Origin of the sequence: Pseudomonas folii (genome assembly GCF_014357575.1) — a bacterium.
GTDB classification, from domain to species: domain Bacteria; phylum Pseudomonadota; class Gammaproteobacteria; order Pseudomonadales; family Pseudomonadaceae; genus Aquipseudomonas; species Aquipseudomonas folii.
This window is the reverse complement of sequence record NZ_JACONW010000009.1, coordinates 1-21821: the sequence shown is the minus strand read 5'-3', so window position 1 is coordinate 21821 and position 21821 is coordinate 1. Positions and strand designations below refer to the sequence as shown.

Genomic DNA, 21821 nt, shown 5'->3' with positions numbered 1-21821 from the left:
CTGAACGTCTTATGCAACTCTGACGTGGGGGCCTATGGAAGGTTCGCTGTGCTTTCTCCAGTGGTTGTCATGGGATTGACGGGCGAAAACCGAACTTGTCCGCCGTATATGAATCAGTTCCTATTGCCTGATAAAGAGAGCCCTGATCATCAAGGAGTGCCCCGCGTTTTGTTGAATTTCAAGTCCATCGTCCTGCTCTGCATGCTGCTCGTTGCCGGCAGCTTCAATTTGCAGGCTGCCGAGCAAGCGGCTGCCGCTCCCGCTGCTTCGGCAGACGCAGCACCGGATACGCCCGAAACGCCTGCTGCGCCTGAAATCCTCGTGCAGGGCGGCCTGCTTGGTGTGATAAGTTCCAGCATCGATGATGTGCAGGAAACCCTGTCACTGGACGGCCGCCTGCTCGACAGCTGGCGTCTTCGTGCTGACCGTGCAGCCGATGAACTGGACAAGCTGGTCAACAAGCCGACCTCGCGTTCCAAGTGGGGCGTTGTGGGCGACTTCCTGATGCTCTCGGTGGTGTGGATCGGCGCTTTCGCCGCGTTGACCACCCTCGGCAGTTTCGTTGCCATGCGTCTCAGCCGCCGCCCGTTTTTCCAGGTGCGTGAACGCAGTCAGGCGTTGCTTGGCTATGTATTGCCCTACACCTTGCCCGCGTTGATCAGCTTGCCGCTGACGCTATATGCCAGCCACTTCCTGACGGCCTCCGTGGGGCGGGCGCTGGCGCTGTGTCTGGCTTACTCCACCAGTAGCGGCATCGTCTCTACGTCAGTGCTGTTGTGCGTGATCGTCATGTTCAACTACGGGCACAAGCGTGCCGCAGTACGAATGATTCGCCGCTTCAGCCCCAAGCCGCTGTTCGTCATCGGTTTCATGGCGGCCCTCAGTGACGCCTTGACCAGTCCGCAGATCGCTCGCCAGATTGGCAACAACGTCACCACCAGCGTTGCGGTGTTTACCGGGCTGTTTGCATCAGTCGTGTTCTGCATGTTGGTGATCAAGGTGCGTCGTCCTATCGCGCATCTGATACGCAACCGTTCGCTAAGCAGCCGCTTGGCCCGACCGGCGCTACAAGAATCCCTGAAGGTGTTCTCGAACCTGTGGTATCTGCCGATTCTGCTGATGATTCTGGTGTCCGCAGTGAATCTCATCGGTGCAGGCGAAGACAGTCAGAAGGCTTTACGTTGCGCGTTGTTCACGACGGTATTGCTGATTGCCACAGTATTCTTGAGTACGGTTTTTCAGCATCTGTTCAAGCCCGCGACCGTTGAAGGGCGTGGTGGGCATATCTATAAAGCACGGTTGCTGAATCTGGCCCATGGGCTGGCCCGAATTGTTCTGGCGGTCGCGTTCATTGAAATCCTCGGCCAGATCTGGGGTTTTTCGCTGTTCGAGTTTGCCCAGAGCAACAGCCTGGGACGAGCCATCGGTGAGTCGCTGAGCAGCATTGGTCTGATCTTCATGGTCACCTGGATGCTGTGGGTGGTGCTCGACACAGCTATTCAGGAAGCGCTGAAAACTCCGATCAATCATCGGTCGTCTCGTCAGCCGAGTACGCGAATCAAGACGATTCTGCCGCTGTTGCGTAACGCGATAAAAATCATTCTGGTGGTGATCTGCGCCATCACCACCATGGCCAACCTGGGCATTAACGTTGCGCCGCTGTTGGCGGGTGCGGGTGTGGTCGGTCTGGCGATTGGTTTTGGCTCTCAGCAACTGGTGCAGGACGTTATTACCGGTCTGTTCATCATCATCGAGGACACCTTTTCCATTGGCGATTGGGTGGTGCTCAGCACGGGGCACTCGGGCACGGTTGAGAGCCTGACCATTCGCACCGTGCGTCTGCGGGACGGCAAAGGCTTTGTGCATTCGGTGCCGTTCGGCCAGATCAAGGCGGTGACGAACCAGTCCCGGCAATTTGCTTACGCGTTCTTCTCCGTGCAGTTCACCTATGATTCCGACATCGACAGTGCGCTGTCACTGATTCGTGAAGCTGGCCAGTCGATTAGCGAAGACATCTTGCTCAAGAGCAATCTGCAAGGGCCGCTGGAAGTCTTCGGTGTGGATCGCATGGACCTCAACGGCGTGGTGCTCACTGCTCAGTTCCGGACATCTTCAGGCGGGCAGTACAGCGTGGGCCGGGCGTTCAACGAACGATTGAAAAAGCTTGTGGATAAATCCGATGACGTCCGTTTCGCACAAACTTATCCACAGACGGTCATCAGCCCGAGTGCTGGGCATGTACAGCAGCTTTCTGTCGACAGAGATGCGCAACCGGCGTCGGGCAAAGGCAACGTGGTGAACGTCGACGGGTCGGAGAGCCCGCCGGTCAAGCCCGGCTAGGCTCTGACTTGTGGGAGATTCTATGTTTGCCTGCAATCAGACGCGGGACCGGCTTTAGCCGGGAAGGCGGTATTTCTGCAGATAAAGATTCAGCGTCTGTCCCGGCCTCTTCCCGGCTGAAGCCGGTCCCACGTGATCAGTGATTTCTGTGGGGGCTTGCTCGCGATTTTGGCACGGCGGGCAAGCCCGGCTCCCACAGTTCCGCGCACTCTCGTAGGACCGGCTTTAGCCGGGAGGACGTCAGTACATCCGCTAAAAATCCATCGCCAGAAATACTGCTCTCCCGGCTAAAGCCGGTCCTACAAGGTCAATAGCGCATGAGCAAGCTTGCAGGCCAACATAGAATCTCCCACAGGGCGTCGGTGCTTTTCAAAGTCAGCGCAACAGCCTGTCCCGCACCTGCGCCATCGCTTCCTGATCCAGCTCCAGCCAATACTGGGGTTTACCCGCAATAACTGCCGCAGCCGGAATACCATCGCGATACACCAGCCGATTACCCACCAGCGCCGGGACTTTGCTGCCCGGCAACAGCGTGCCTGGCAAATTCAGCGGATCAACCGCGCTCAGGCTGATCAGGCTGCCATCCAGTGGTCGCTTGCGAATTTCCCGCAGCACCGGAATCGCTTCAGGCAGTGCGAATTGCTCGCCCGCCAGGCCACTCACGAAGCGCCCGCCGCGGATTTCACCGCGAGCTTCGAGCCTATGAAAGGTGCGCAGCAATTCCCGCCAGCTTGGCAGCCAGTCGGCTTCGCGCTCAAGTAGACGCCAGAACACCACACCATAGCGGCGCAGCAGTGTCATCGCGACGTGCTCCAGGACTTGCGGGTCTACAGGCTGCGGGCGCTTGTTGGCGACAGCGGCGGGGCGCGTCGAACGTTTTAGTAACGCCCAACGCCCGGCATCGTCCATGCCGCCAATAAACGCCCCGCGATTACGTCGGCTGGTGTGAGCAGAGCGCTTGCTGGCGGGAGTGATCAAGGCACGGAGCCCGGCAAAGCTGTCGGCATTTACCAGTCCGGCAGCCACCAACTCTTGCAGCGCGATTTCAAGTTCCGCGCGCAGCAAATGCGCTTCGTTTACCAACTCATCAAAAAACATGGCGCCGTGTTGGGTCAGCGCCGCATGTACTTTCTGTGCCTTGGGCGATAACTCGTCGGGCTCCGGCTGCTCAGTCAGACCGCTCCATAAACTGACCTGGCTACGGGGCAGCAGCACTATCGGTGTGCTGCGTAATGCCACCGCTCCGGTTTTACTGCGGGTGGCCAGTCGGGTCCAGACCACCTTGCCCGAGCGGCAGATTTCATCGAGCCAGACTGACGAGTAATCCTTGATCCGGGCCGACAGCAAGTCGCTGTCCCAAGCCCCGGCGGCGGCGCTGAAGCCCTCAAGTTGACTGATGATTTCCGGCAGCGCCGCTCGGCCCTGACTGCGAGTGGCTGTGGATAAATGCTGCCAGTCGAAGAGAAATCGCATGAAGTCCTGCAAGGACACCGGTTCGATTTCCCGGCGCAGTCGCTTGACGGTGTAGCGATGAATCCTCGCCAGCAAATGCCGTTCGCACCACTGGTCCTCAGTGGCACCGGGGCTGAAGCGCCCGCGCAGCACATAACCCTCGCTCTCCAGCCGTGCCAGCGCCTGAGCCACGCTGCTGGCGCTCAACGCCAACGGCTCGGCGATGTCCCGCGTTGGCATCGGGCCAAAGCCGCTCAAGCGGGCGCGCACCACTTCAACGATTGCGTCATCGGTTTCCCAGACATCATCGAAGCCGGGCAGGGCGCTAAGCGGTGGATGCATGGGCGCCAGTGGATAAATGGCCTGTAGACAAGTCAGGCGTTCCAAGGGGACCCACAGCATCTGATCGGCACCGACCTCGAAACGCGTGGCGCGTCCTGAGCGGGCCAAAGATTCCAGCCATTTCAGCCAGGCCCCATTTGCAAAGGCCTCCGTGTTGCTTACACAACTCAGACTCATCAGCGCTTCATGCATTTCGTCGATGTTCTGCGGTTGAGGCCAGGCTTCCTCGTTGACTGCCACGATGGCGTCGGCATCCAGCGCGCCGAGATCGTCTGACGACTGCGGATCACTCCAGCGCCGGTTGAGCACGGCTTGAGTACGACGCTCCTCCAATGGGGCGTCGTCGAGAAAGGCGTAAGGCCGCGCGTTGAGAATTTCGGCGGCCAGCGGCGACGGTGCAGGCAGGTCGCGGGCAATCAGCCGGACCTCACCCTTTTCCATGCGCCGCAGAAGATTGAGCCAGCCTTCAGCGTCCATCGCTTCGTGCAGGCAATCGTCGAGGGTTTGCTCCACCAAAGGATGATTCGGCACTTCGCGTTCGCCGACGATATTTTCCAGGCAGGCGATCTGATCGGGGAACACTGTCGCGATCAGGTCTTCGCTTTTCATGCGCTGTAACTGTGGCGCGACTTTACGTCCGCCGGTGTAACGGGGCAGCGCCAGCGCAGTTCCGGCATTCCAGCGCCAGCGTACGCCGAACAGCGGCGCATCCAGCACCGCCTGAACCAGCAGATGTTCAGCTGTGTTGGCGTTCAGATAACGCCAGACTTCATCCAGCTCAAAGCTATGGCTGGTGGAAAGCGACAGCACGATTGCATCTTCACTGGCGGCGGCTTGCAGCTCGAAATTGAACGTACGGCAGAAGCGTTTGCGCAACGCCAGGCCCCAGGCACGATTCAGGCGGCTGCCGAACGGCGTGTGTATGATCAGTTGAGTGCCGCCGGACTCGTCGAAAAACCGCTCCATGATCAACGTGTCTTGCGACGGCAGTGCAGTCAACACCGAGCGAGTCCGCGCCAGGTAATCCACCAATTGTTCGGCACTCGCCAGGTTCAAACCCAGAGTGTCGATCAGCCAGTCAGTACACGGCTGCAGATCACCGGGGTGGGCGCCTAACAGTTCGTCAATCTGACCTTGCAGGCGTGCCACGGCAAACGACAACTCATCGCTTCTGCCCGGTGCTTCACCCATCCAGAATGGGATATTGGGCGGCTGGCCCTGGGCGTCTTCAACGCGTACGCGGCCGCTCTCGATGCGCAGGATGCGGTACGACGTGTTGCCCAACTGGAAGATGTCCCCGGCGATGCTCTCGACCGCGAAGTCTTCGTTGACGGTGCCAATGTTCAGCGCCTGCGGCTCAAGAATCACACTGTAGTCGGCGTTGTCCGGGATCGTACCGCCGCTTGTGACGGCGGTCAGTTTGCTGCCTCGTCGACCCCGTAAGGTGCGGGTCATGGCATCGCGATGCAGGTAAGCGCCGCGCACGCCCTGACTTCCGCTATAGCCTTCGGCCAACATACCCAGCAGTGCCTGGTAGTGGTCGGCGTCCAGCCCGGCGTAAGGCGAAGCTAGACGAAACATGTCCAGCAGCGCGTCTTCGTGCCACTCCTGCAGGCTGACTTCAGCGACGATTTGTTGCGCGAGCACGTCCAACGGTGCTTTGGGGATCTGCAAAATGTCCAGCTCGCCACGTCGCACGCAGTCCAGCAGCGCGGCGCATTCGATGAGGTCGTCGCGGGAGGTCGCGAACAACCGACCTTTGGGCGTGCCACCAACGTGGTGCCCGGAGCGCCCGACCCTCTGCAGAAAGGCCGAAATGGAGCGCGGCGAGGCAATCTGACACACCAGATCCACATCGCCGATATCGATGCCCAGCTCCAGAGACGCGGTCGCGATCAGCACCTGCAAATCGCCGCGCTTGAGACGCTGCTCGGCATCGAGCCGTTGCTCCTTGGCGAGGCTGCCATGGTGCGCCGCCACAGCTTCTCTGCTCAGGCGATCACTCAAGTGTCGCGCCATGCGTTCAGCCATGCGCCGAGTGTTGACGAAGATCAGCGTGGTCCGGTGCTCCCGCGCCAGCTCGGCAAGGCGGTCGTAGACCAGCTCCCACACATCATTGGACATGACCGCCCCCAAGGGCACAGGCGGCACCTCGATCCCCAGATCCCGCGGCCGTGCATGGCCGATATCGACAATGGCGCACGGACGCCTGACCGGGTCAGCACCCACCAGAAAGCGCGACACTAATTCGATAGGTTTTTGCGTCGCCGATAAACCGATGCGCAGCAACGGTTCGCTGCACAGCGCTTGCAGTCGTTCCAGTGTCAGCGCCAGGTGGCTGCCGCGCTTGCTGGCGGCGATAGCGTGGATCTCGTCGACAATTACCGTCCGTGTGCTGGCGAGCATGCGTCTGCCAGAGTCGGAGCCGAGCAATACGTAAAGCGATTCGGGCGTGGTCACCAGAATGTGCGGCGCGGTCTTGCGCATGGCGGCGCGATCTTTCTGCGGCGTATCGCCGGTTCGCACGGCAGTGCTGATACGCAGCGGCGGCAGATTCATGCGCTGCAATTGTTCCGTGATGCCTGCCAGCGGGTTTTGCAGATTGATCTGAATGTCGTTGGACAGCGCCTTGAGCGGCGAGACGTAAACCACGAAAGTCTGGTCGGGTAATTCGCCGCCGTGTTCAAGGCCTTTATGCACGAGATCATCGAGCACAGCCAGAAACGCCGTCAGGGTCTTCCCTGAGCCGGTGGGCGCGGCAATCAGCGTCGAGCGCCGGGCCTTGATCAACGGCCACGCCTGCGCCTGAGCGGGCGTCACCGCAGGGAAGGTACTGCGAAACCAGGCACTGACCGCCGGATGAAAACCGTCGAGCGCCGGGTCGGGAATAAGCGGGAAGTTCATGGGCAAATTAATGAGGGTGGCAAGGGGAAGATGCAAGCGCCTTTGATCGGTGGCATTCCGACTTTCCCTCGATAAGGCTAGCTTATTAGGCGCCGCGTTATCGTTTATCGCGAGCAAGCTCGGCTCCCACAGGATCACTGATGGCGTGGGACCGGCTTTAGCCGGGAAGAGGCCGGGACAGACGCTGAATATTCATCGGTAGAAATACCGCTTTCCCGGCTAAAGCCGGTCCCACGTCGTTTCGGACACACATGGAGTCTCCACATAGATCGCAATCCTCGCCCTATAGGATTAGGTGTTAATCCTGTGCCTGCATGCGGAGCAGAAAAATCCCACAGCCCTCAACGGTTGGGGGTTAAGCGCCGACGTGATATGTTTGCAGGCGTTTTACACATAATATTTCAACTGAATTTGATACCGAGCCTGCTGACTCTATGCGAATGCGCCTTATGCTGTTGGGCGGCGGGAATGCCCTCGGGCAGGCGCTGATTCGTCTGGGTGCAGAGGAAGACATTGGCTTCCTGGCACCGCGTCCACCGCAAGACGGCTGGGATGCAGCGAGTCTGACGCAACTGCTTGATGACACCCGTCCGGATGCCTTGATCAATCTTGCCTACTATTTCGACTGGTTTCAGGCGGAATCCGTAAGCGACGCGCGTCTGTCCAGTCAGGAACGCTCTGTTGAGCGCCTTGCCGAGCTGTGCCAGCACCACAACATTGTTCTGCTGCAGCCTTCCAGCTATCGGGTCTTCGATGGTTCGCGGGCGACCGCCTACAGTGAAAAAGACGAGCCGGTGCCCTTGGGCGCACGCGGCCAGGCTCTGTTGCGCATTGAGCAAAGTGTGCGTGCTACTTGCCCGCAACACCTGCTGCTGCGTTTCGGCTGGCTGCTCGATGACAGCGCCGAGGGTGTGTTGGGGCGGTTTCTGAAACGTGCCGAATCGACAGAAGAGCTGTTGATGGCCGACGACCGACGTGGCAATCCGACGCCGGTAGACGATGCTGCACGGGTCATGATCGCTGTCCTCAAACAGCTCGATTGTGAAGCGCCGCTCTGGGGCACTTACCACTACGCCGGTCATGAGGCGACTACGCCGCTGGCGCTTGGGCAGGCGATTCTTACAGAAGCCCGCTTGTTGCATTCGCTGGCGATAGAGTCTCCGACTGCGCAGGCTCATGCTGCACGTCCCGACGCGGCAGACGAGCCGCAACATGGCGTGCTGGCCTGCAAGAAAATTCTCCATACTTTCGGCGTCAAACCTCGCGCATGGCGTGCCGGGTTGCCGAGCCTTCTGGATCGTTATTACCGTCATGTCTGATCTTCCCGTCCTGATTACCGGCGGTGCCGGTTTCATTGGCTCGCATCTCGCCGATGCACTGCTGGCCCAAGGGCATGCGGTGCGTATCCTTGATGACCTTTCCACTGGCAAGCGCAGCAACCTGCCGCTGGATAACCCGCGTATCGAGCTGATCGAAGGTGACGTTGCCGATGCCGATCTGGTGACGCGCGCTGCACTGGGCTGCAAAGCTGTTGCGCATCTGGCGGCTGTTGCCTCGGTTCAGGCTTCAGTCGATGACCCTGTGCGTACGCACCAGAGCAATTTCATCGGCACGTTGAACGTGTGTGAGGCCATGCGTGAAGCAGGCATCAAACGCGTGGTCTTTGCCTCCAGTGCTGCGGTGTACGGCAACAACGGCGAAGGCGAAGCCATCAGCGAAGACACGCCCAAAGCGCCCTTGACGCCTTATGCCTCTGACAAGCTGTCCAGCGAGCACTACCTCGATTTCTACGGCCGCCAGCATGGTCTGGAGCCGGTAGTCTTTCGTTTCTTCAATATCTTTGGTCCGCGCCAGGATCCATCGTCGCCTTATTCCGGTGTGATCAGTATCTTTGCCGAGCGCGCAGTAAAAGGCCTGCCCATCGCTGTGTTTGGTGATGGCGAGCAAACACGGGATTTCTTCTACGTGGGCGACGTGGTCAAGTTGCTGACTCAAGCACTGGATCTGCCGCAGGTCGAGTCGGGTGCGGTCAACGTCGGTCTGAACAAGACCACTTCGTTGAACCAGTTGCTGGCAGCGTTGGCAGACGTGGTGGGCAAACAGCCGCAAGTGACCTATCAAACGGCTCGCTCCGGTGACATCCGCCACTCACGAGCGAATAACCAGCGCCTGCTGGAGCGGTTTACTCTGGGTGAGCCAACGCCGCTGAAGGTAGGGTTGGCGAAATTGCTTGGTCGTTGATAGCTGATCGAGACTCAAAAAAAAGCACCGCGAAGGTGCTTTTTTTGTGGGCGCAGGCTGTGACTCAATGTAGGCGGGGTCCCAAATATTGGCGCTATGTCGTGGGACCGGCTTTAGCCGGGAAGGCTATATTCCTGGCAACGAAAATGTATCGAATGTTCGGGCCTCTTCCCGGCTAAAGCCGGTCCCACGTCAGTGCGGCACACATGGAATTCCCTGCAGTTCAAATCGCATTCATGCCTTCAAAACTTATAACCCACACCCACCATGTAAACCCATGGGTCAATGTCCACGCTCACTTTGGTCTTGCCGACGCTCAGTGCTGACGGGCCGTCGACAGTCGCTTCGGTGTCGATGTCCACATACCAGACTGAGGCGTTAACCAGAATGTTGTCGGTCAGCATGTAGTCCATACCGACTTGTGCAGCCAGGCCGACGGAGTCTTTCATCTTCAGGTTGCTGAAGCCCTGGCTCTTGCGATTGCCGGTCAGGTCGGTGTCGAAGAACGTGGTGTAGTTGATGCCTACACCCGCGTAGGGCTGAAACTTCGACGAGGCTTCCATCGGGTAGTACTGCAGCGACAGAGTCGGCGGCAGTTGTTTAACGTCCGCCAGTTTGCCATCCAGGCCAGGGCCCAGCCCTTTGACCGAAACGGTGTGGCTGAAAGGTGTTGCCGCCAGCAATTCAAGACCCACGTGCGGGGTAATCATGTAGCCGAACGTCAGACCAAGCTGATTTTCGCCATCAACCGTCGCCTTGGTGCCGGAGACTTTGGTGCCGTCGAGCTTCACCTCGCCGCTGTCTTCATTCGGCTCAACGTGCGCGACACCGGCGCGAACGATGAAGTCACCGGCCTCATAAGCCTGAGCGGCGTAAGGGGCGCTGAGCGCCAGCGCAAAGAGGGAAGCGCTGAGCAGGGTCTTGTTCATGAGGGCTCCAAAAGGCGATTCAAGTTGTCTGTCGCCAATGGTACGGAGCGTCTGAACCAAGGCTTTGACACAGCTCAATGAAATCGCAATTAAGCCCCCTGAAACGATCTTTTGCACCAAACCGGTAGGAACGAACTTGTTCGCGAAAGGGCCGGCACATCCGCTGCATCTGCTTCGTCAGAAGTCCTGCTTTCCCGGATGAATTCGGCCCCCGCGGGTGGGCCTACGTATCGGGCAACTCATAAACCAGGATCTTGTCAGCCTCCATGCTGTAGCCCGCGTCGGCCAACTCACTGGTCGAGGCTTTGACCTGCATTGGCCCTTCAATCCAGTACGGCTGATAAAGCTCTTCAACCTTCACGCCCAGCCCGCTGGTGACATGCACGATCTGGTTCGAAGGCGGTGGCGGCACGTGGATGCACGCGCCGAAATACGGCACCAGCAGGAACTCCGTGACGCGGCCTTCTTCGCTGACTTCCAGTGGCACGATATAACCCGGCAAGCGCACATTCTGGCCGTCCAATGCCTTGACCACTGGCGCGTGGGGCGATTGTTGATGGGCGGCGGGTGCCGACTCCACGGACAACGCGTCGGACAGCTTTGACATGTCATGAATGGGCGCCGTGATCGGCGCGATTTTTGGCGCATCCGGGGGGATCATTTCTTCCCAGGTCAGCACCTTCGGTTCGGCCGCCCACAACGGTGAGCTGACCGATAACAGCAAAAGCAACAAAAGGCGTCGCATGTTGAACGTCCTCACAAACGAATCGACAAACCGTCGGCCAACGACTGCCGATAGGCACGCCACGCAGGCACAACACCCATCAACAACGCGGCAGCCAGAATGCCACCGAGCAGCGTCCATTCATATTCACTGGGCAGCGAAAGCGGCAGGAACAGCCCGTAATTGCTTTGTACGTAGCCTTGAGCGGCAGCGATGCCGACATACAGCAGGACCATGCCGCTGGCTACGCCCGCGAGTGCAAGGGCAAAGGCCTCCATGATCAGCAGCGTCGCGATGTGCCAGGGACGGGCGCCCACTGAACGCAGAATTGCCATCTCTCTGCGTCGCTCGTTGAGGCTGGTGAGAATGGCCGTGAGCATGCCGATCAAACCCGTCAGAACCACGAACAGCGAAATCACAAACAAGGCTTTTTCGGCCGTGCCCATCAGACTCCACAGTTCCTGAAGGGCCACGCCGGGCAGGATCGCCAGCAACGGCTCGCCCCGGAATTCATTGATCTGACGTTGCATTGAGAAGGTGGCGATCTTGCTGTTCAAACCTAACATGAACGCCGTAATCGCCTTGGGCGTCAGGTCCATGTTGCGCGCTTGATCGGCAGATATACGTCCGTTGCCGTGGGCAGGCACGCCGTTTTGCCAGTCGATATGAATCGCTTCCATGCCGCCGAGGCTGATGTGCAACGTACGATCCACCGGCGTGCCGGTACGCTTGAGAATACCGACTACGGTAAACGGTTTATCGTCGTGCTTGACCAGACTGACCGCCGCGACGCCATGGGCCAGCACCAGCTTGTCACCGAGCTTGTACTTCAAGGCATCGGCCACTTCTGCGCCGAGTACCACTTCAAATGGGTCCGTCGCAAAGGCCCGACCTTGGGCGAGCTCCAGATGTTGCTGGCGCCCAAACTGATAATGCTCGAAGTAGTTTTCGTTGGTGCCCATCACCCGATAGCCGCGATGGGAGTCGCCCAGGGAAATCGGGATCGCCCATTTCACCTGCTTGCTCTGTGCGATCTCCTCAAAGCTGTCCCAGCGAATATTGTTGGTGGCGTTACCGATACGGAACACCGAATACAGCAGCAGATTGATCGAGCCGGAGCGCGCACCGACGATCAAGTCCGTCCCGCTGATGGTGCTGGCGAAACTGGCGCGGGCTTCGGTGCGCACGCGCTCCACGGCCAGCAACAGGCACACCGACAAGGCAATGGCGAAGGCGGTAAGGAAGGCAGTGAAACGACGATTAGCCAGACTGGCCATGGCTAGGCGAAACAAATACATCTCAAACCTCTGCGGCGACGGCGGCGCGATTGAGTTCGGACAGCGACAGGCTGCGGTCGAATAGCGGTGCCAGGCTCTGGTCATGGCTGACGAACAACAGGCTGCTGCCTGCTTCGCGGCACTCGGCGAACAACAATTTGATGAAGGCTTCCCGTGCGTCGGTGTCGAGTGCCGAAGTCGGTTCGTCAGCGATCACCAGCTCTGGCTGGCCGATCAAGGCGCGGGCGGCTGCCACTCGCTGCTGTTGACCTATGGACAACGAGTCGGCGCGTCGTGCAAGCATTTGCGGGTCTTTCAAACCTAGATGAGCCAGTAGCGTGGTGGCGGCACTTTCCACGCTGCCGTGGCGCTGTTTCGCACGTTCGGCGCGGACCTTGGAGAAGTGGCATGGCAGTTCGACGTTCTCCCGTACCGAAAGAAACGGCAGCAGGTTGAACTGCTGGAAGATGTAGCCGGTGTGATTGACCCGAAACCGGTCACGCTCACCGGATGAGAGTTCATTCAGTTCCTGGCCCAGCAAGCGAATGCTGCCACGATTGGGTTTTTGCACGCCGCCCAGCAAGCCCAGTAGCGTCGTCTTGCCGCTACCGCTGGGGCCTTTGAGAAACAGCGTTTCGCCCGGCTCCAGCCGAAATGCCGGGATATCCAGCAATTGCGTGTGGCCTGGCCAGGTGAAGCCAAGGTTGGACAGTTCGATCAGTGCTTGAGTCATGGCCAGTGTGAATCCGCCAGAATGGAAATCAAACGACCGGGCAAGCCCGGTCGGTTTTCAACAATAGCTGAATCAGAATTTCAGGCTTGGATTGCTCGGACGAACTTCGGCACCCGACTGGCCTTTTGGCGAGATCAACTGGACCTGAAGTTTTTCGGTGCCCGGGAACGACTTGAAGATGGTCGACAGGTCGAGGGTCTTCAGTACGGCCGGAACCTTACAGGTGAACTTGTAAGTGCCATGGATTTCGCTGTGTTCGTGCTCATCGTGGGCGTCTTTGGCGTCATGGTCATGATCGTGGCCTGCGTCAGCATCAGGCTTGTCACCGAACAATGGGCTTTCCAGCTTCTGGGAAACCACGTTGCATTCGGCGGCTTCCGGAATGCTGAACAGCGCGTGAGGCTTGAGCAGCACATCTTTGGCAGCGGCGACTTTGGCCTTGTCTTCAGCGCTGGTGGCCAGATGCTCGAAACCGACGAGGTTCATGGCCGGGCTGTCCAGTTCGAACTCCAGCGTGCCGCCGACCAGCGCAACGTCCAGCCGACCCACACCGTGCTCATGTGCGCCGAGGCTACCGTGCTCGTGGTCGTGATCATGCTCGGGGGCTGCATTAACCATCGCGAGGGGAAGCAGGGCCAAGGGCAAAGCGAGCAGCAGACGGCGCATAAAACAGACTCCGGACATGACTGGATAAAGATCGTTATGTGATCTTATAACAATTATTGTCGGGAGCGTGAGCCGGAATTTGGATTGAGTAGCGAGCACTTCCCAGGTAGGAGCCAACTTGTTGGCGAGACGATAGTTCTCATTACGCAGGTCCTATGCCTCGCCAACAAGTTGGCTCCTACCGGGGATTCATTCCAGTTATTAAGCGCGCTGAGCCCAAGGCCGCGCCCGGCGCAGGTCCTGGGCCAATGTATAAATGATTGTTCGCCCGGCATGAGTGGTCCAGCGCAGGGTTTCTATAAGACGATGTTCATCGGGCGTGAGGTAGGCGAAGCCTTGGGTTCTGGCTTCGTGGAGGCAGTCGATGGGTTGGTGAATTGAGCTTTTCTTGGTTTTTTTCATGGCATTTCCTTTGGGGTAAAGGCTGCCACACAACGCTGCGTTCGAATGGGTGGCGGCTGTAATGGGTTCGCAGACCGAGCCAAAGGCATCCCGGCACACCTTTCAGGTGTCCCACATACAGCCGCCATAAAGCGTTTTGAAAGTATGTATGCCTTCTGCTGGTTCAGACTGCGACGTCTGTTCGCTGCTGCTGCAACGACTGGCGCACATTACCGACGCGGTGCGGGGACAGGGAGGTAACAAAAGCGATATGAGGTGTAGGAATGGTCTCTGCCTGAGTGCAGATCCTGTTGGAGCGAGGCTTGCCCGCGAAGAACGATAACGCGGTGTGTCTGCCATACCGAGGCAACTGGTTCGCGGGCAAGCCTCGCTCCAACAGGAGCTGTGTTATTCAGTGGGACCGACTTCAGCCGGGAAAGGGCCAGTACAGTCACCAAAAATGCCCAGCAGGACAATCGCGGTATCCCTATGCGAGCATGTCCCCCTGCAAAAAAAGAGGAAGCACCCATGTTGCGTATTCGTGGAACCGTTGGCGATTGGCCGGTGGATTTGACGCTGGAGCTGGATGAGGGCGATTGGGCGCAGCTCGGCGCTCAACTCAAAGCTGCCAAACCTGAAGCCACCGCCGCAGCCGTGGTCAGCAAACCGGCAAGGCAGGACGACAAGATTTGGCAGATTGCCTTGGACCTGTTACGCAAGGCCGGGCAGATCAATGGCCCAGAGTTACTGGATCAACTGGAAGGTCTGACTGGCAGTACGGCGGCAGGCAAGCGCCTGTTAGTGCGCTTGCGCCACAGTTCGCAAGTCAAGGTCGAGAGCGGGCAGGACGCGCCGCTCTACAGCTGGGTCAATACAGACGCCTGATGACAGGGGCTTAGTACAGCGCAGCAAACAACTTGCGACGGTAGGCAGTGACCAGTGGATGGTCGTTGCCCAACAGGTCGAAGACTTGCAGCAGGGTTTTGTGTGGCAGGCCGTCGGCGTAGTTGCGGTTGCGGATGAACAGCTTCAACAAGCCTTCCAGCGCCGCTTCGTATTGCTGGCGGGCCAGTTGCTGAATCGCCAGCTGATGCACGGCTTCGTCATCCTGCGGGTTTTGCGCCAGGCGAGCCTTGAGGTCTGCCGCATCCGGGAATGCCTTGGCTTCAGCCAGGAAGGTCAACTGGGCGCGAGCACCGGCCAAATCAGCTTTGTGTTCGTCAGTCTTCACCGCGTCCAGGACTTGTCGTGCTTCGCCCAGCTCACCGCGCTCCGCCAGGCAGCGTGCGTAAAGAATCAGCGCCTCCGCGTTGGTGTTGTCTTCGGTCAGGATCTGTTGCAACGCAGCTTCGGCTTCAGCGAAGTGGCTTTCAGCGAACATTTCCTGAGCCAGTTTCAGCGGATCAGCGGCGACTGGCGCAGGCATGACCACGTGCTGTTCGAGAATCTTGCGGATCTCTGATTCAGGCTGGGCGCCGGTGAAGCCGTCGATGGGCTGGCCGTCCTTGAACAGCACAACCGTCGGCAGGCTACGGATGCCGAAGCGGGCGACGATGTCTTGTTCGGCGTCGCAATCGACCTTCACCAGCAGCAACTCACCCTGATAGCTCTCGGTGATCTGCGCCAGCAGCGGCATCAGCACTTTGCAGGGCGCGCACCATTCGGCCCAGAAGTCCACCAGCACGGGCTGGTCGAAAGACTTGTCGATGACCAGTTGCTGAAAGGTCGCCGCCGTAGCGTCGAAGATGTAGGTAGTGTCCTGGTTCATTGCGAATCTCGGGGGGGGATCTGAATGGGGTCAACTATAAAGGGCGCGTGGGTTTGCGCAAAGCGGCGTTGCAGGCGAAGCACTTCCTTGTGGGAGCGGTGATCATGTGGGAGCGGTGCTTGCCCGCGATAAGGCTGGACGCGGTTCACTTTAGATCGCGTCGTTCCTATCGCGGGCAAGCACCGCTCCCACAGGGGATTGCATTTCAACTCGCTCAGCGTGGTAGAGGCTCACTTTGCGAAACTCATGGGGCTCAGCCAGATCCGGCAAGGTGTGCGCCTCGAATATCCCCAGGCGCTCGTACAGCGGGTGCTGAAAATCCCGCACTCTCGAATCAGCCACCAACGCCTGCTGCCCGCGACTGAGAAACTGGTCCAGCAGCGGCAAGTTGGCCCGGTCGTAGAGCACGTCCGCGACGATAATCAAATCGAAACTATCCGCTTCGGCAAAGAAGTCAGCCGAGTAGCTCAATTGCACGCCGTTCAGTTCAGCATTCGCGCGGCAGGCTTCTAGGGCCAGCGGATCAAGATCACAGGCGACCACTTCAAGTGCACCCGCTTTAACCGCCGCAATCCCCGCCACACCTGAACCTGCGCCAAAATCCAGCACTCGCTTACCGGCGACCCACTGCGGTTGCTCTGCCAGAAACCGCGCCAGCGCCAGGCCGCTGGCCCAGCAGAAACTCCAGTACGGCGGCTCTTCAAGAATGCGTCGGGTTTCTTCGGGGCTGAAGGCACGATCCATGTTCTCGGCGTCGATCAGCCACAGCCGCAAGTCGGTGTCCGGCAGGGCGGTGGCGACCAGTTGCGCATCGCCAAGCAATTCGCTGAGTGCCTGTTGCAGGTGTTGCGGTGCAATCATGGCGCAGTTTCGAACTGCAAAGGCCCCAGCGCTTGTGTGACGGGTTGTTCAATACGCATCGACGGCAGATGCAGGATCAATTGCCCGGACTTGCTGGCACGGCCGCGCAGTTCGACGCGCTGACCCACCGGAAAGGCTTCCGGGTTGAAACGCAGCTGGAATGGCAGCGACTGATTGTTGCCTTGCAGTTTGGTGCTGGTCAGCAGTTTCTGCGGACGACCGCGCTCGTCGATCACTAACAGCGCCAATTCAACCTCGGCACCAGCGGGTACGCCTAGCAACTGCCCGCTCAGCTCTCGCTGGAAGGGCTGCAATGGGCCGGGGCCGGCCGGTACTTTTACGACGGGCACCGTGGCAGGTTTGGCCGGAACAGTTTCTGGTGTCTCATTGCTGCTGCACGCGGCAAGCAAGCCAATCAGGCTGAGCAACATCAGCGATCGTAGCGTCATGAACAGCTCCAACAAAAATTCAATACGAAGGACAGCACTAAACCGCTCAATGACGGTAACGCTAAATTACCCGCAAACGCCGATAAATAGCCCAATGGCCAGCAGTATCGCTGAACACCGCGCCAGATGCGCGCCTATATAGCGCAAAGTCCAAGACTTGTCTTGCCAGCGGGATGCGCTACCATGGCGGCCCTTCCTATTTTTGTTGCCTGCCACCATGCACTGTCCCTTTTGCGGTGCCAATGACACCAAAGTCATCGATTCCCGCCTGGTTGCCGAAGGCGATCAAGTTCGTCGTCGTCGCGAATGTCTGGCGTGCGGTGAGCGTTTCACGACGTTCGAAACAGCCGAACTGGTTCTCCCGCGCCTGATCAAGCAGGACGGCAGCCGTCAGCCCTTCGATGAAGAGAAGCTGCGCGCCGGTATGCAGCGTGCTCTTGAGAAACGCCCGGTCAGTGTCGAACGTCTGGAAGCTGCGCTGGTGCACATCAAGCACAAGCTGCGTGCGACGGGCGAACGTGAGGTCAAGTCGCTGGTGGTGGGCAATCTGGTTATGGGCGAACTGCAAAAGCTCGACGAAGTGGCGTATATCCGCTTTGCTTCTGTTTACAGGCGTTTTCAGGACCTCAACGAATTCCGCGAAGAAATCGATCGCCTGGCTCGCGAGCCAGCTAAAGAGTGAGTGCTTCGTTGACTGAGCTAACCGTGCTGGACACCCATTACATGGCGCGCGCGCTGGAACTGGCGCGCCACGGGATTTACTCCACCCATCCCAACCCACGTGTCGGCTGCGTGATTGTGCACGACGGGCAGATTGTCGGCGAAGGCTGGCACGCCCGGGCTGGCGAACCTCACGCCGAAGTGCATGCATTGCGTCAGGCGGGCGACAAGGCCAAAGGCGCGACGGCTTATGTGACTCTGGAGCCTTGCAGCCACCATGGCCGCACGCCGCCGTGCGCTGATGCGCTGGTCAATGCTGGCGTGGCGCGAGTGGTCGCTGCCATGCAGGACCCCAATCCCGATGTTGCCGGACGTGGCTTGCTGCGTCTGATGAATGCCGGTATTTCGGTGCAGTGCGGGGTGCTGGAAGACGAAGCCCGGGCGCTGAATAAAGGCTTTCTCAAGCGCATGATCAAAGGCTTGCCGTATGTGACGGTCAAGCTCGCCATGAGCCTGGACGGTCGCACCGCCATGGCCAGCGGCGAAAGCCAGTGGATCACCGGCCCGGCTGCGCGTGGGGCGGTACAGCGGCTGCGTGCGCAATCAAGTGTCGTATTGACCGGCGCGGATACCGTGCTCGCCGACAAGGCTCGCCTGACCGTACGTCCTGATGAACTGGGCCTGAATGCCGAGCTCACGGGCTTGGCCATGACGCGCCCGCCGCTGCGGGTGTTGATCGATGGCCGTCTGCGAGTGCCGCTGGATGCGCCGTTCTTTCAGGCCGGACATGCGTTGGTTGTGACCTGCGCTGCCGCATCAGCCCGCGAGCGTTATCACGATGAAGGCCACGACATGTTGGCCCTGGCCGGAAGCGGCGGTCATGTAGACCTGCGCAAGTTGCTGGTCGAACTGGTGGCTCGTGGCGTCAACGATGTGCTGATCGAAGCGGGCCCGCGCCTGGCCGGGGCGTTTACTCGCCTGGGGCTGGTGGATGAGTTTCAGATTTTTATCGCAGGCAAGTTCCTCGGCTCTTCAGCTCGCCCATTGCTTGATCTGCCTTTGGCGCAGATGAGCGAGGCTTTTGAGCTGAAAATTACCGATATACGCGCCGTTGGTGATGACTGGAGAGTCATTGCCACCCCCAAGCTCGCACCCGGCGTATAATTTCGGCCTTTCGCTCAGCGCGCTGGGCTTGTTCTCCTGGAGGACCCATGTTTACTGGCATCATCGAATCCATCGGCAGCATCCGCGCCATCACCCCTAAAGGCGGCGATGTCCGCGTTTACGTCGAGACGGGCAAACTTGATCTGAGCGACGTCAAACTGGGCGACAGCATCGCGGTCAACGGCGTTTGCCTGACTGCTGTAGAGCTGCCCGGCGATGGCTTCTGGGCTGATGTCAGCCGCGAAACCCTCGACGTCACGGCGTTCATCGATCTCAAGACCGGCAGCCCGGTCAATCTGGAAAAGGCCCTGACCCCGACTACCCGTCTGGGCGGCCATCTGGTCAGCGGCCACGTCGATGGCGTTGGCGAGATCGTATCCCGCGAGGAAAACGCCCGTGCCATTCAGTTCAAGGTGCGCGCACCCCGCGAGCTGGCCAGGTACATATCGCACAAAGGTTCTATCACGGTTGATGGCACCAGCCTGACCGTGAACGCCGTTGACGGTGCGGAGTTCGAGCTGACCATCGTGCCGCATACCCTGGCCGAAACGATCATGGCCGACTACCGTCCGGGCCGTAAGGTCAATCTTGAGGTGGATTTGCTGGCGCGTTATCTGGAGCGTTTGCTGATGGGCGACAAGGCCGCCGACTCCTCGAAAGGGCAGGCTGGCACCATCACCGAAAGCTTTCTGGCCGCCAACGGCTACCTCAAATCCTGAATTGAAGGGGGTGCCGCGTGGCGCTCAATAGTATCGAAGAACTGGTTGAAGACATTCGCCAGGGCAAAATGGTCATCCTCATGGATGACGAAGATCGCGAGAACGAAGGCGATCTGATCATGGCTTCCGAATGCGTCAAGGCTGAACACATCAACTTTATGGCCCGCTATGCGCGTGGCCTGATTTGCATGCCGATGACCCGTGAGCGCTGTGAGGCCCTCAAGCTGCCACTCATGGCTCCGCGCAACGGTTCCGGTTTCGGCACCAAGTTCACGGTGTCCATCGAAGCGGCCGAAGGCGTGACCACCGGCATTTCTGCTGCTGACCGTGCTCGCACCGTGCAGGCTGCAGCGGCCAAAGACGCCAAAGCGGAAGACATTGTCAGCCCCGGCCATATTTTTCCGTTGATGGCTCAGGCGGGCGGTACGCTGTCCCGGGCCGGTCACACCGAAGCGGCCTGTGACCTGGCGCGCATGGCCGGTTTCGAGCCCACTGGCGTGATCTGTGAAGTGATGAACGACGACGGCACCATGTCGCGTCGTGCTGAACTGGAAGCTTTTGCGCTGGAACACGACATCAAGATCGGTACGATTGCCGATCTGATTCACTACCGGATGATCCACGAACGTACCGTTCAGCGGATTGCCGAGCAGCCGATGGACAGCGAATTGGGCCAGTTCAACCTGGTGACCTATCGCGATTCAGTGGAAGGTGACGTCCACCTCGCGCTGACTCTGGGCAAGATTTGCGCAGAAGAGCCGACGCTGGTGCGGGTGCATAATATGGACCCGCTGCGTGACCTGTTGATGGTCAAGCAACCGGGGCGCTGGAGCCTGCGCGCCGCGATGACCGCGGTCTCTAACGCGGGCAGCGGTGTTGTCCTGTTGCTGGGGCATCCGCTGGATGGCGACGTGCTGCTGGCGCATATTCGTGAAACCGCCGGGCAATTACCGATCAAATCGCCGACCACTTACAGCACCGTGGGTGCCGGTTCGCAGATCCTGCGTGACCTCGGCGTGCGTAAAATGCGCCTGATGAGTTCGCCAATGAAGTTCAATGCGATATCCGGTTTCGATCTGGAAGTTGTAGAATACGTGCCCTCCGAATAAAGACCGGTCGGGTGGTACGCTTTTGTGCGTGCCACCGGCTAATCTGATTCGTGGCCTAACATCCCTATAGTCCGCCCCAAGGCTGACTTGCTCTTTAATACGAGACTTACACGAATGACCCTGAAGACCATCGAAGGTACCTTCGTCGCTCCCCAAGGCCGCTACGCTCTGGTAGTTGGCCGTTTCAACAGCTTCGTCGTGGAAAGTCTGGTGAGCGGCGCTGTTGATGCTTTGGTACGCCACGGCGTCAAGGAAAGCGACATCACCATCATCCGCGCTCCGGGTGCCTTCGAAATCCCGCTGGTTGTGCAGAAAGTTGCCCAGCGCAGCGAGTTCGCCGCCATCGTCGCCCTCGGCGCGGTGATTCGTGGTGGTACTCCGCACTTTGAATACGTGGCTGGCGAATGTGTCAAAGGCCTGTCTCAGGTCTCCATGGAGTTCGGCGTGCCGGTTGCGTTTGGCGTGTTGACGGTCGACACCATCGAACAAGCGATCGAGCGTTCCGGCACCAAAGCGGGTAACAAAGGCGCAGAAGCTGCGTTGTCCGCCCTTGAAATGGTCAGCCTGCTGGCGCAGTTGGAGGCCAAGTGATTTCTGACGATAGCGATCAGTTCAATCCGCGCGATCCAAAACCTGCGGACGCTGGCAAGCCATCCAAGAGTGTAAAGCGCCGGGAAGCCCGTCAGTTGGCAACTCAAGCGCTTTACCAGTGGCACATGGCGGGTCATTCGCTGAATGAAATCGAAGCACAGTTCCGCGTCGATAACGATTTCAAAGACGTCGACGGCCCGTACTTCAGCGAGCTGTTGCGCGGCGTGCCGACCAATATCGACGAAATCGATACGGCCCTGACGCCATGCCTGGACCTGACCATTGAAGAACTCGATCCGGTTGAACTGGCCATCCTGCGCCTGTCCACCTACGAGCTGCTCAAGCGCGTCGACGTGCCATATCGCGTTGTGATCAACGAAGGCATCGAGCTGGCGAAGGTCTACGGCTCCACTGACGGCCACAAGTTCGTCAATGGCGTGCTGGACAAACTGGCCCCGCGCCTGCGTGAAGCTGAAGTGAAGGCGTACAAGCGCTAGATTTTCGTCGCCCT

General features: G+C 59.2%; 20 protein-coding genes. 10 read left to right on the top strand and 10 right to left on the bottom strand.

Annotation, left to right across the window (positions count from 1 at the left end; genetic code table 11):
- Nucleotides 1–201: 201 nt before the first annotated feature.
- A complete protein-coding gene (locus H8S59_RS03665) occupies nt 202–2340 on the top strand; it encodes a mechanosensitive ion channel family protein (protein WP_343073033.1) in 2139 nt (712 codons plus the stop codon).
- Nucleotides 2341–2715: 375 nt separating this feature from the next.
- Here the strand turns inward: H8S59_RS03665 and H8S59_RS03660 are convergent, their stop codons facing one another.
- Nucleotides 2716–7038, bottom strand: coding sequence for a DEAD/DEAH box helicase (locus H8S59_RS03660; RefSeq protein ID WP_187520555.1), 4323 nt, complete (start codon nt 7036–7038; stop codon nt 2716–2718).
- 434 nt (nt 7039–7472) lie between these two features.
- Between H8S59_RS03660 and H8S59_RS03655 the strand changes: the two genes are divergently transcribed.
- Entirely contained in the window at nt 7473–8357 is an 885-nt protein-coding gene (locus H8S59_RS03655; protein ID WP_095100549.1) for a sugar nucleotide-binding protein, read from the top strand.
- Nucleotides 8350–9279 (top strand): NAD-dependent epimerase/dehydratase family protein, encoded by a 930-nt coding sequence (locus tag H8S59_RS03650; RefSeq protein ID WP_095100547.1) that lies wholly within the window; start codon nt 8350–8352, stop codon nt 9277–9279. The genes H8S59_RS03655 and H8S59_RS03650 overlap by 8 nt, the downstream gene beginning before the upstream one ends.
- 242 nt (nt 9280–9521) lie before the next feature.
- Here H8S59_RS03650 and H8S59_RS03645 read toward each other — a convergent pair whose 3' ends face one another.
- The 6 genes from H8S59_RS03645 to H8S59_RS03620 form a co-directional block, all read right to left on the bottom strand.
- Nucleotides 9522–10208, bottom strand: a complete 687-nt coding sequence (locus tag H8S59_RS03645) for an OmpW/AlkL family protein (RefSeq protein WP_187520554.1) — start codon at nt 10206–10208, stop codon at nt 9522–9524.
- 223 nt (nt 10209–10431) lie between these two features.
- Nucleotides 10432–10953 carry a DUF3299 domain-containing protein gene (locus tag H8S59_RS03640; protein ID WP_095100543.1) on the bottom strand — a complete coding sequence of 174 codons (522 nt, stop codon included), beginning with the start codon at nt 10951–10953 and terminating at the stop codon, nt 10432–10434.
- A gap of 11 nt (nt 10954–10964) precedes the next feature.
- Nucleotides 10965–12230, bottom strand: a complete 1266-nt coding sequence (locus tag H8S59_RS03635; protein WP_095100541.1) for an ABC transporter permease — start codon at nt 12228–12230, stop codon at nt 10965–10967.
- A gap of 1 nt (nt 12231) precedes the next feature.
- Nucleotides 12232–12942, bottom strand: a complete 711-nt coding sequence (locus tag H8S59_RS03630; RefSeq protein ID WP_187520553.1) for an ABC transporter ATP-binding protein — start codon at nt 12940–12942, stop codon at nt 12232–12234.
- 72 nt (nt 12943–13014) lie between these two features.
- Complete coding sequence (locus H8S59_RS03625; protein ID WP_187520552.1) at nt 13015–13608, bottom strand: DUF2796 domain-containing protein; 594 nt, start codon at nt 13606–13608, stop codon at nt 13015–13017.
- Between the two features lie 201 nt (nt 13609–13809).
- Nucleotides 13810–14010, bottom strand: a complete 201-nt coding sequence (locus tag H8S59_RS03620) for a hypothetical protein (protein WP_187520551.1) — start codon at nt 14008–14010, stop codon at nt 13810–13812.
- Nucleotides 14011–14517: 507 nt separating this feature from the next.
- Between H8S59_RS03620 and H8S59_RS03615 the strand changes: the two genes are divergently transcribed.
- The gene (locus H8S59_RS03615) at nt 14518–14874 is read left to right on the top strand and encodes a hypothetical protein (RefSeq protein ID WP_187520550.1); all 357 of its coding nucleotides are present in this window, start codon (nt 14518–14520) and stop codon (nt 14872–14874) included.
- Between the two features lie 10 nt (nt 14875–14884).
- Here the strand turns inward: H8S59_RS03615 and trxA are convergent, their stop codons facing one another.
- From trxA to H8S59_RS03600, 3 genes are all read right to left on the bottom strand, one after another.
- Nucleotides 14885–15757, bottom strand: a complete 873-nt coding sequence (trxA, locus tag H8S59_RS03610; protein ID WP_187520549.1) for a thioredoxin — start codon at nt 15755–15757, stop codon at nt 14885–14887.
- Between the two features lie 150 nt (nt 15758–15907).
- Nucleotides 15908–16618, bottom strand: a complete 711-nt coding sequence (locus H8S59_RS03605; RefSeq protein ID WP_187520548.1) for a class I SAM-dependent methyltransferase — start codon at nt 16616–16618, stop codon at nt 15908–15910.
- Nucleotides 16615–17067, bottom strand: coding sequence for a hypothetical protein (locus H8S59_RS03600; protein ID WP_095100593.1), 453 nt, complete (start codon nt 17065–17067; stop codon nt 16615–16617). The genes H8S59_RS03605 and H8S59_RS03600 overlap by 4 nt, the downstream gene beginning before the upstream one ends.
- Before the next feature lie 217 nt (nt 17068–17284).
- On the opposite strand from H8S59_RS03600, the gene nrdR reads away from it, so the two are divergent.
- The 6 genes from nrdR (at nt 17285) to nusB (ending at nt 21807) form a co-directional block, all read left to right on the top strand.
- A complete protein-coding gene (nrdR, locus tag H8S59_RS03595; protein WP_027901698.1) occupies nt 17285–17749 on the top strand; it encodes a transcriptional regulator NrdR in 465 nt (154 codons plus the stop codon).
- Between the two features lie 41 nt (nt 17750–17790).
- Entirely contained in the window at nt 17791–18891 is a 1101-nt protein-coding gene (ribD, locus tag H8S59_RS03590) for a bifunctional diaminohydroxyphosphoribosylaminopyrimidine deaminase/5-amino-6-(5-phosphoribosylamino)uracil reductase RibD (RefSeq protein WP_176469963.1), read from the top strand.
- Between the two features lie 47 nt (nt 18892–18938).
- Nucleotides 18939–19610 (top strand): riboflavin synthase, encoded by a 672-nt coding sequence (locus H8S59_RS03585; RefSeq protein ID WP_095100526.1) that lies wholly within the window; start codon nt 18939–18941, stop codon nt 19608–19610.
- Between the two features lie 17 nt (nt 19611–19627).
- Nucleotides 19628–20719, top strand: a complete 1092-nt coding sequence (gene ribBA / locus H8S59_RS03580) for a bifunctional 3,4-dihydroxy-2-butanone-4-phosphate synthase/GTP cyclohydrolase II (protein WP_095100524.1) — start codon at nt 19628–19630, stop codon at nt 20717–20719.
- Nucleotides 20720–20833: 114 nt separating this feature from the next.
- The gene (gene ribH, locus H8S59_RS03575) at nt 20834–21310 is read left to right on the top strand and encodes a 6,7-dimethyl-8-ribityllumazine synthase (protein ID WP_027901702.1); all 477 of its coding nucleotides are present in this window, start codon (nt 20834–20836) and stop codon (nt 21308–21310) included.
- On the top strand, nt 21307–21807 hold the full coding sequence (gene nusB / locus H8S59_RS03570) for a transcription antitermination factor NusB (protein WP_187520547.1): 501 nt from the start codon (nt 21307–21309) through the stop codon (nt 21805–21807). The genes ribH and nusB overlap by 4 nt, the downstream gene beginning before the upstream one ends.
- The last annotated feature ends 14 nt before the right edge of the window (nt 21808–21821 follow it).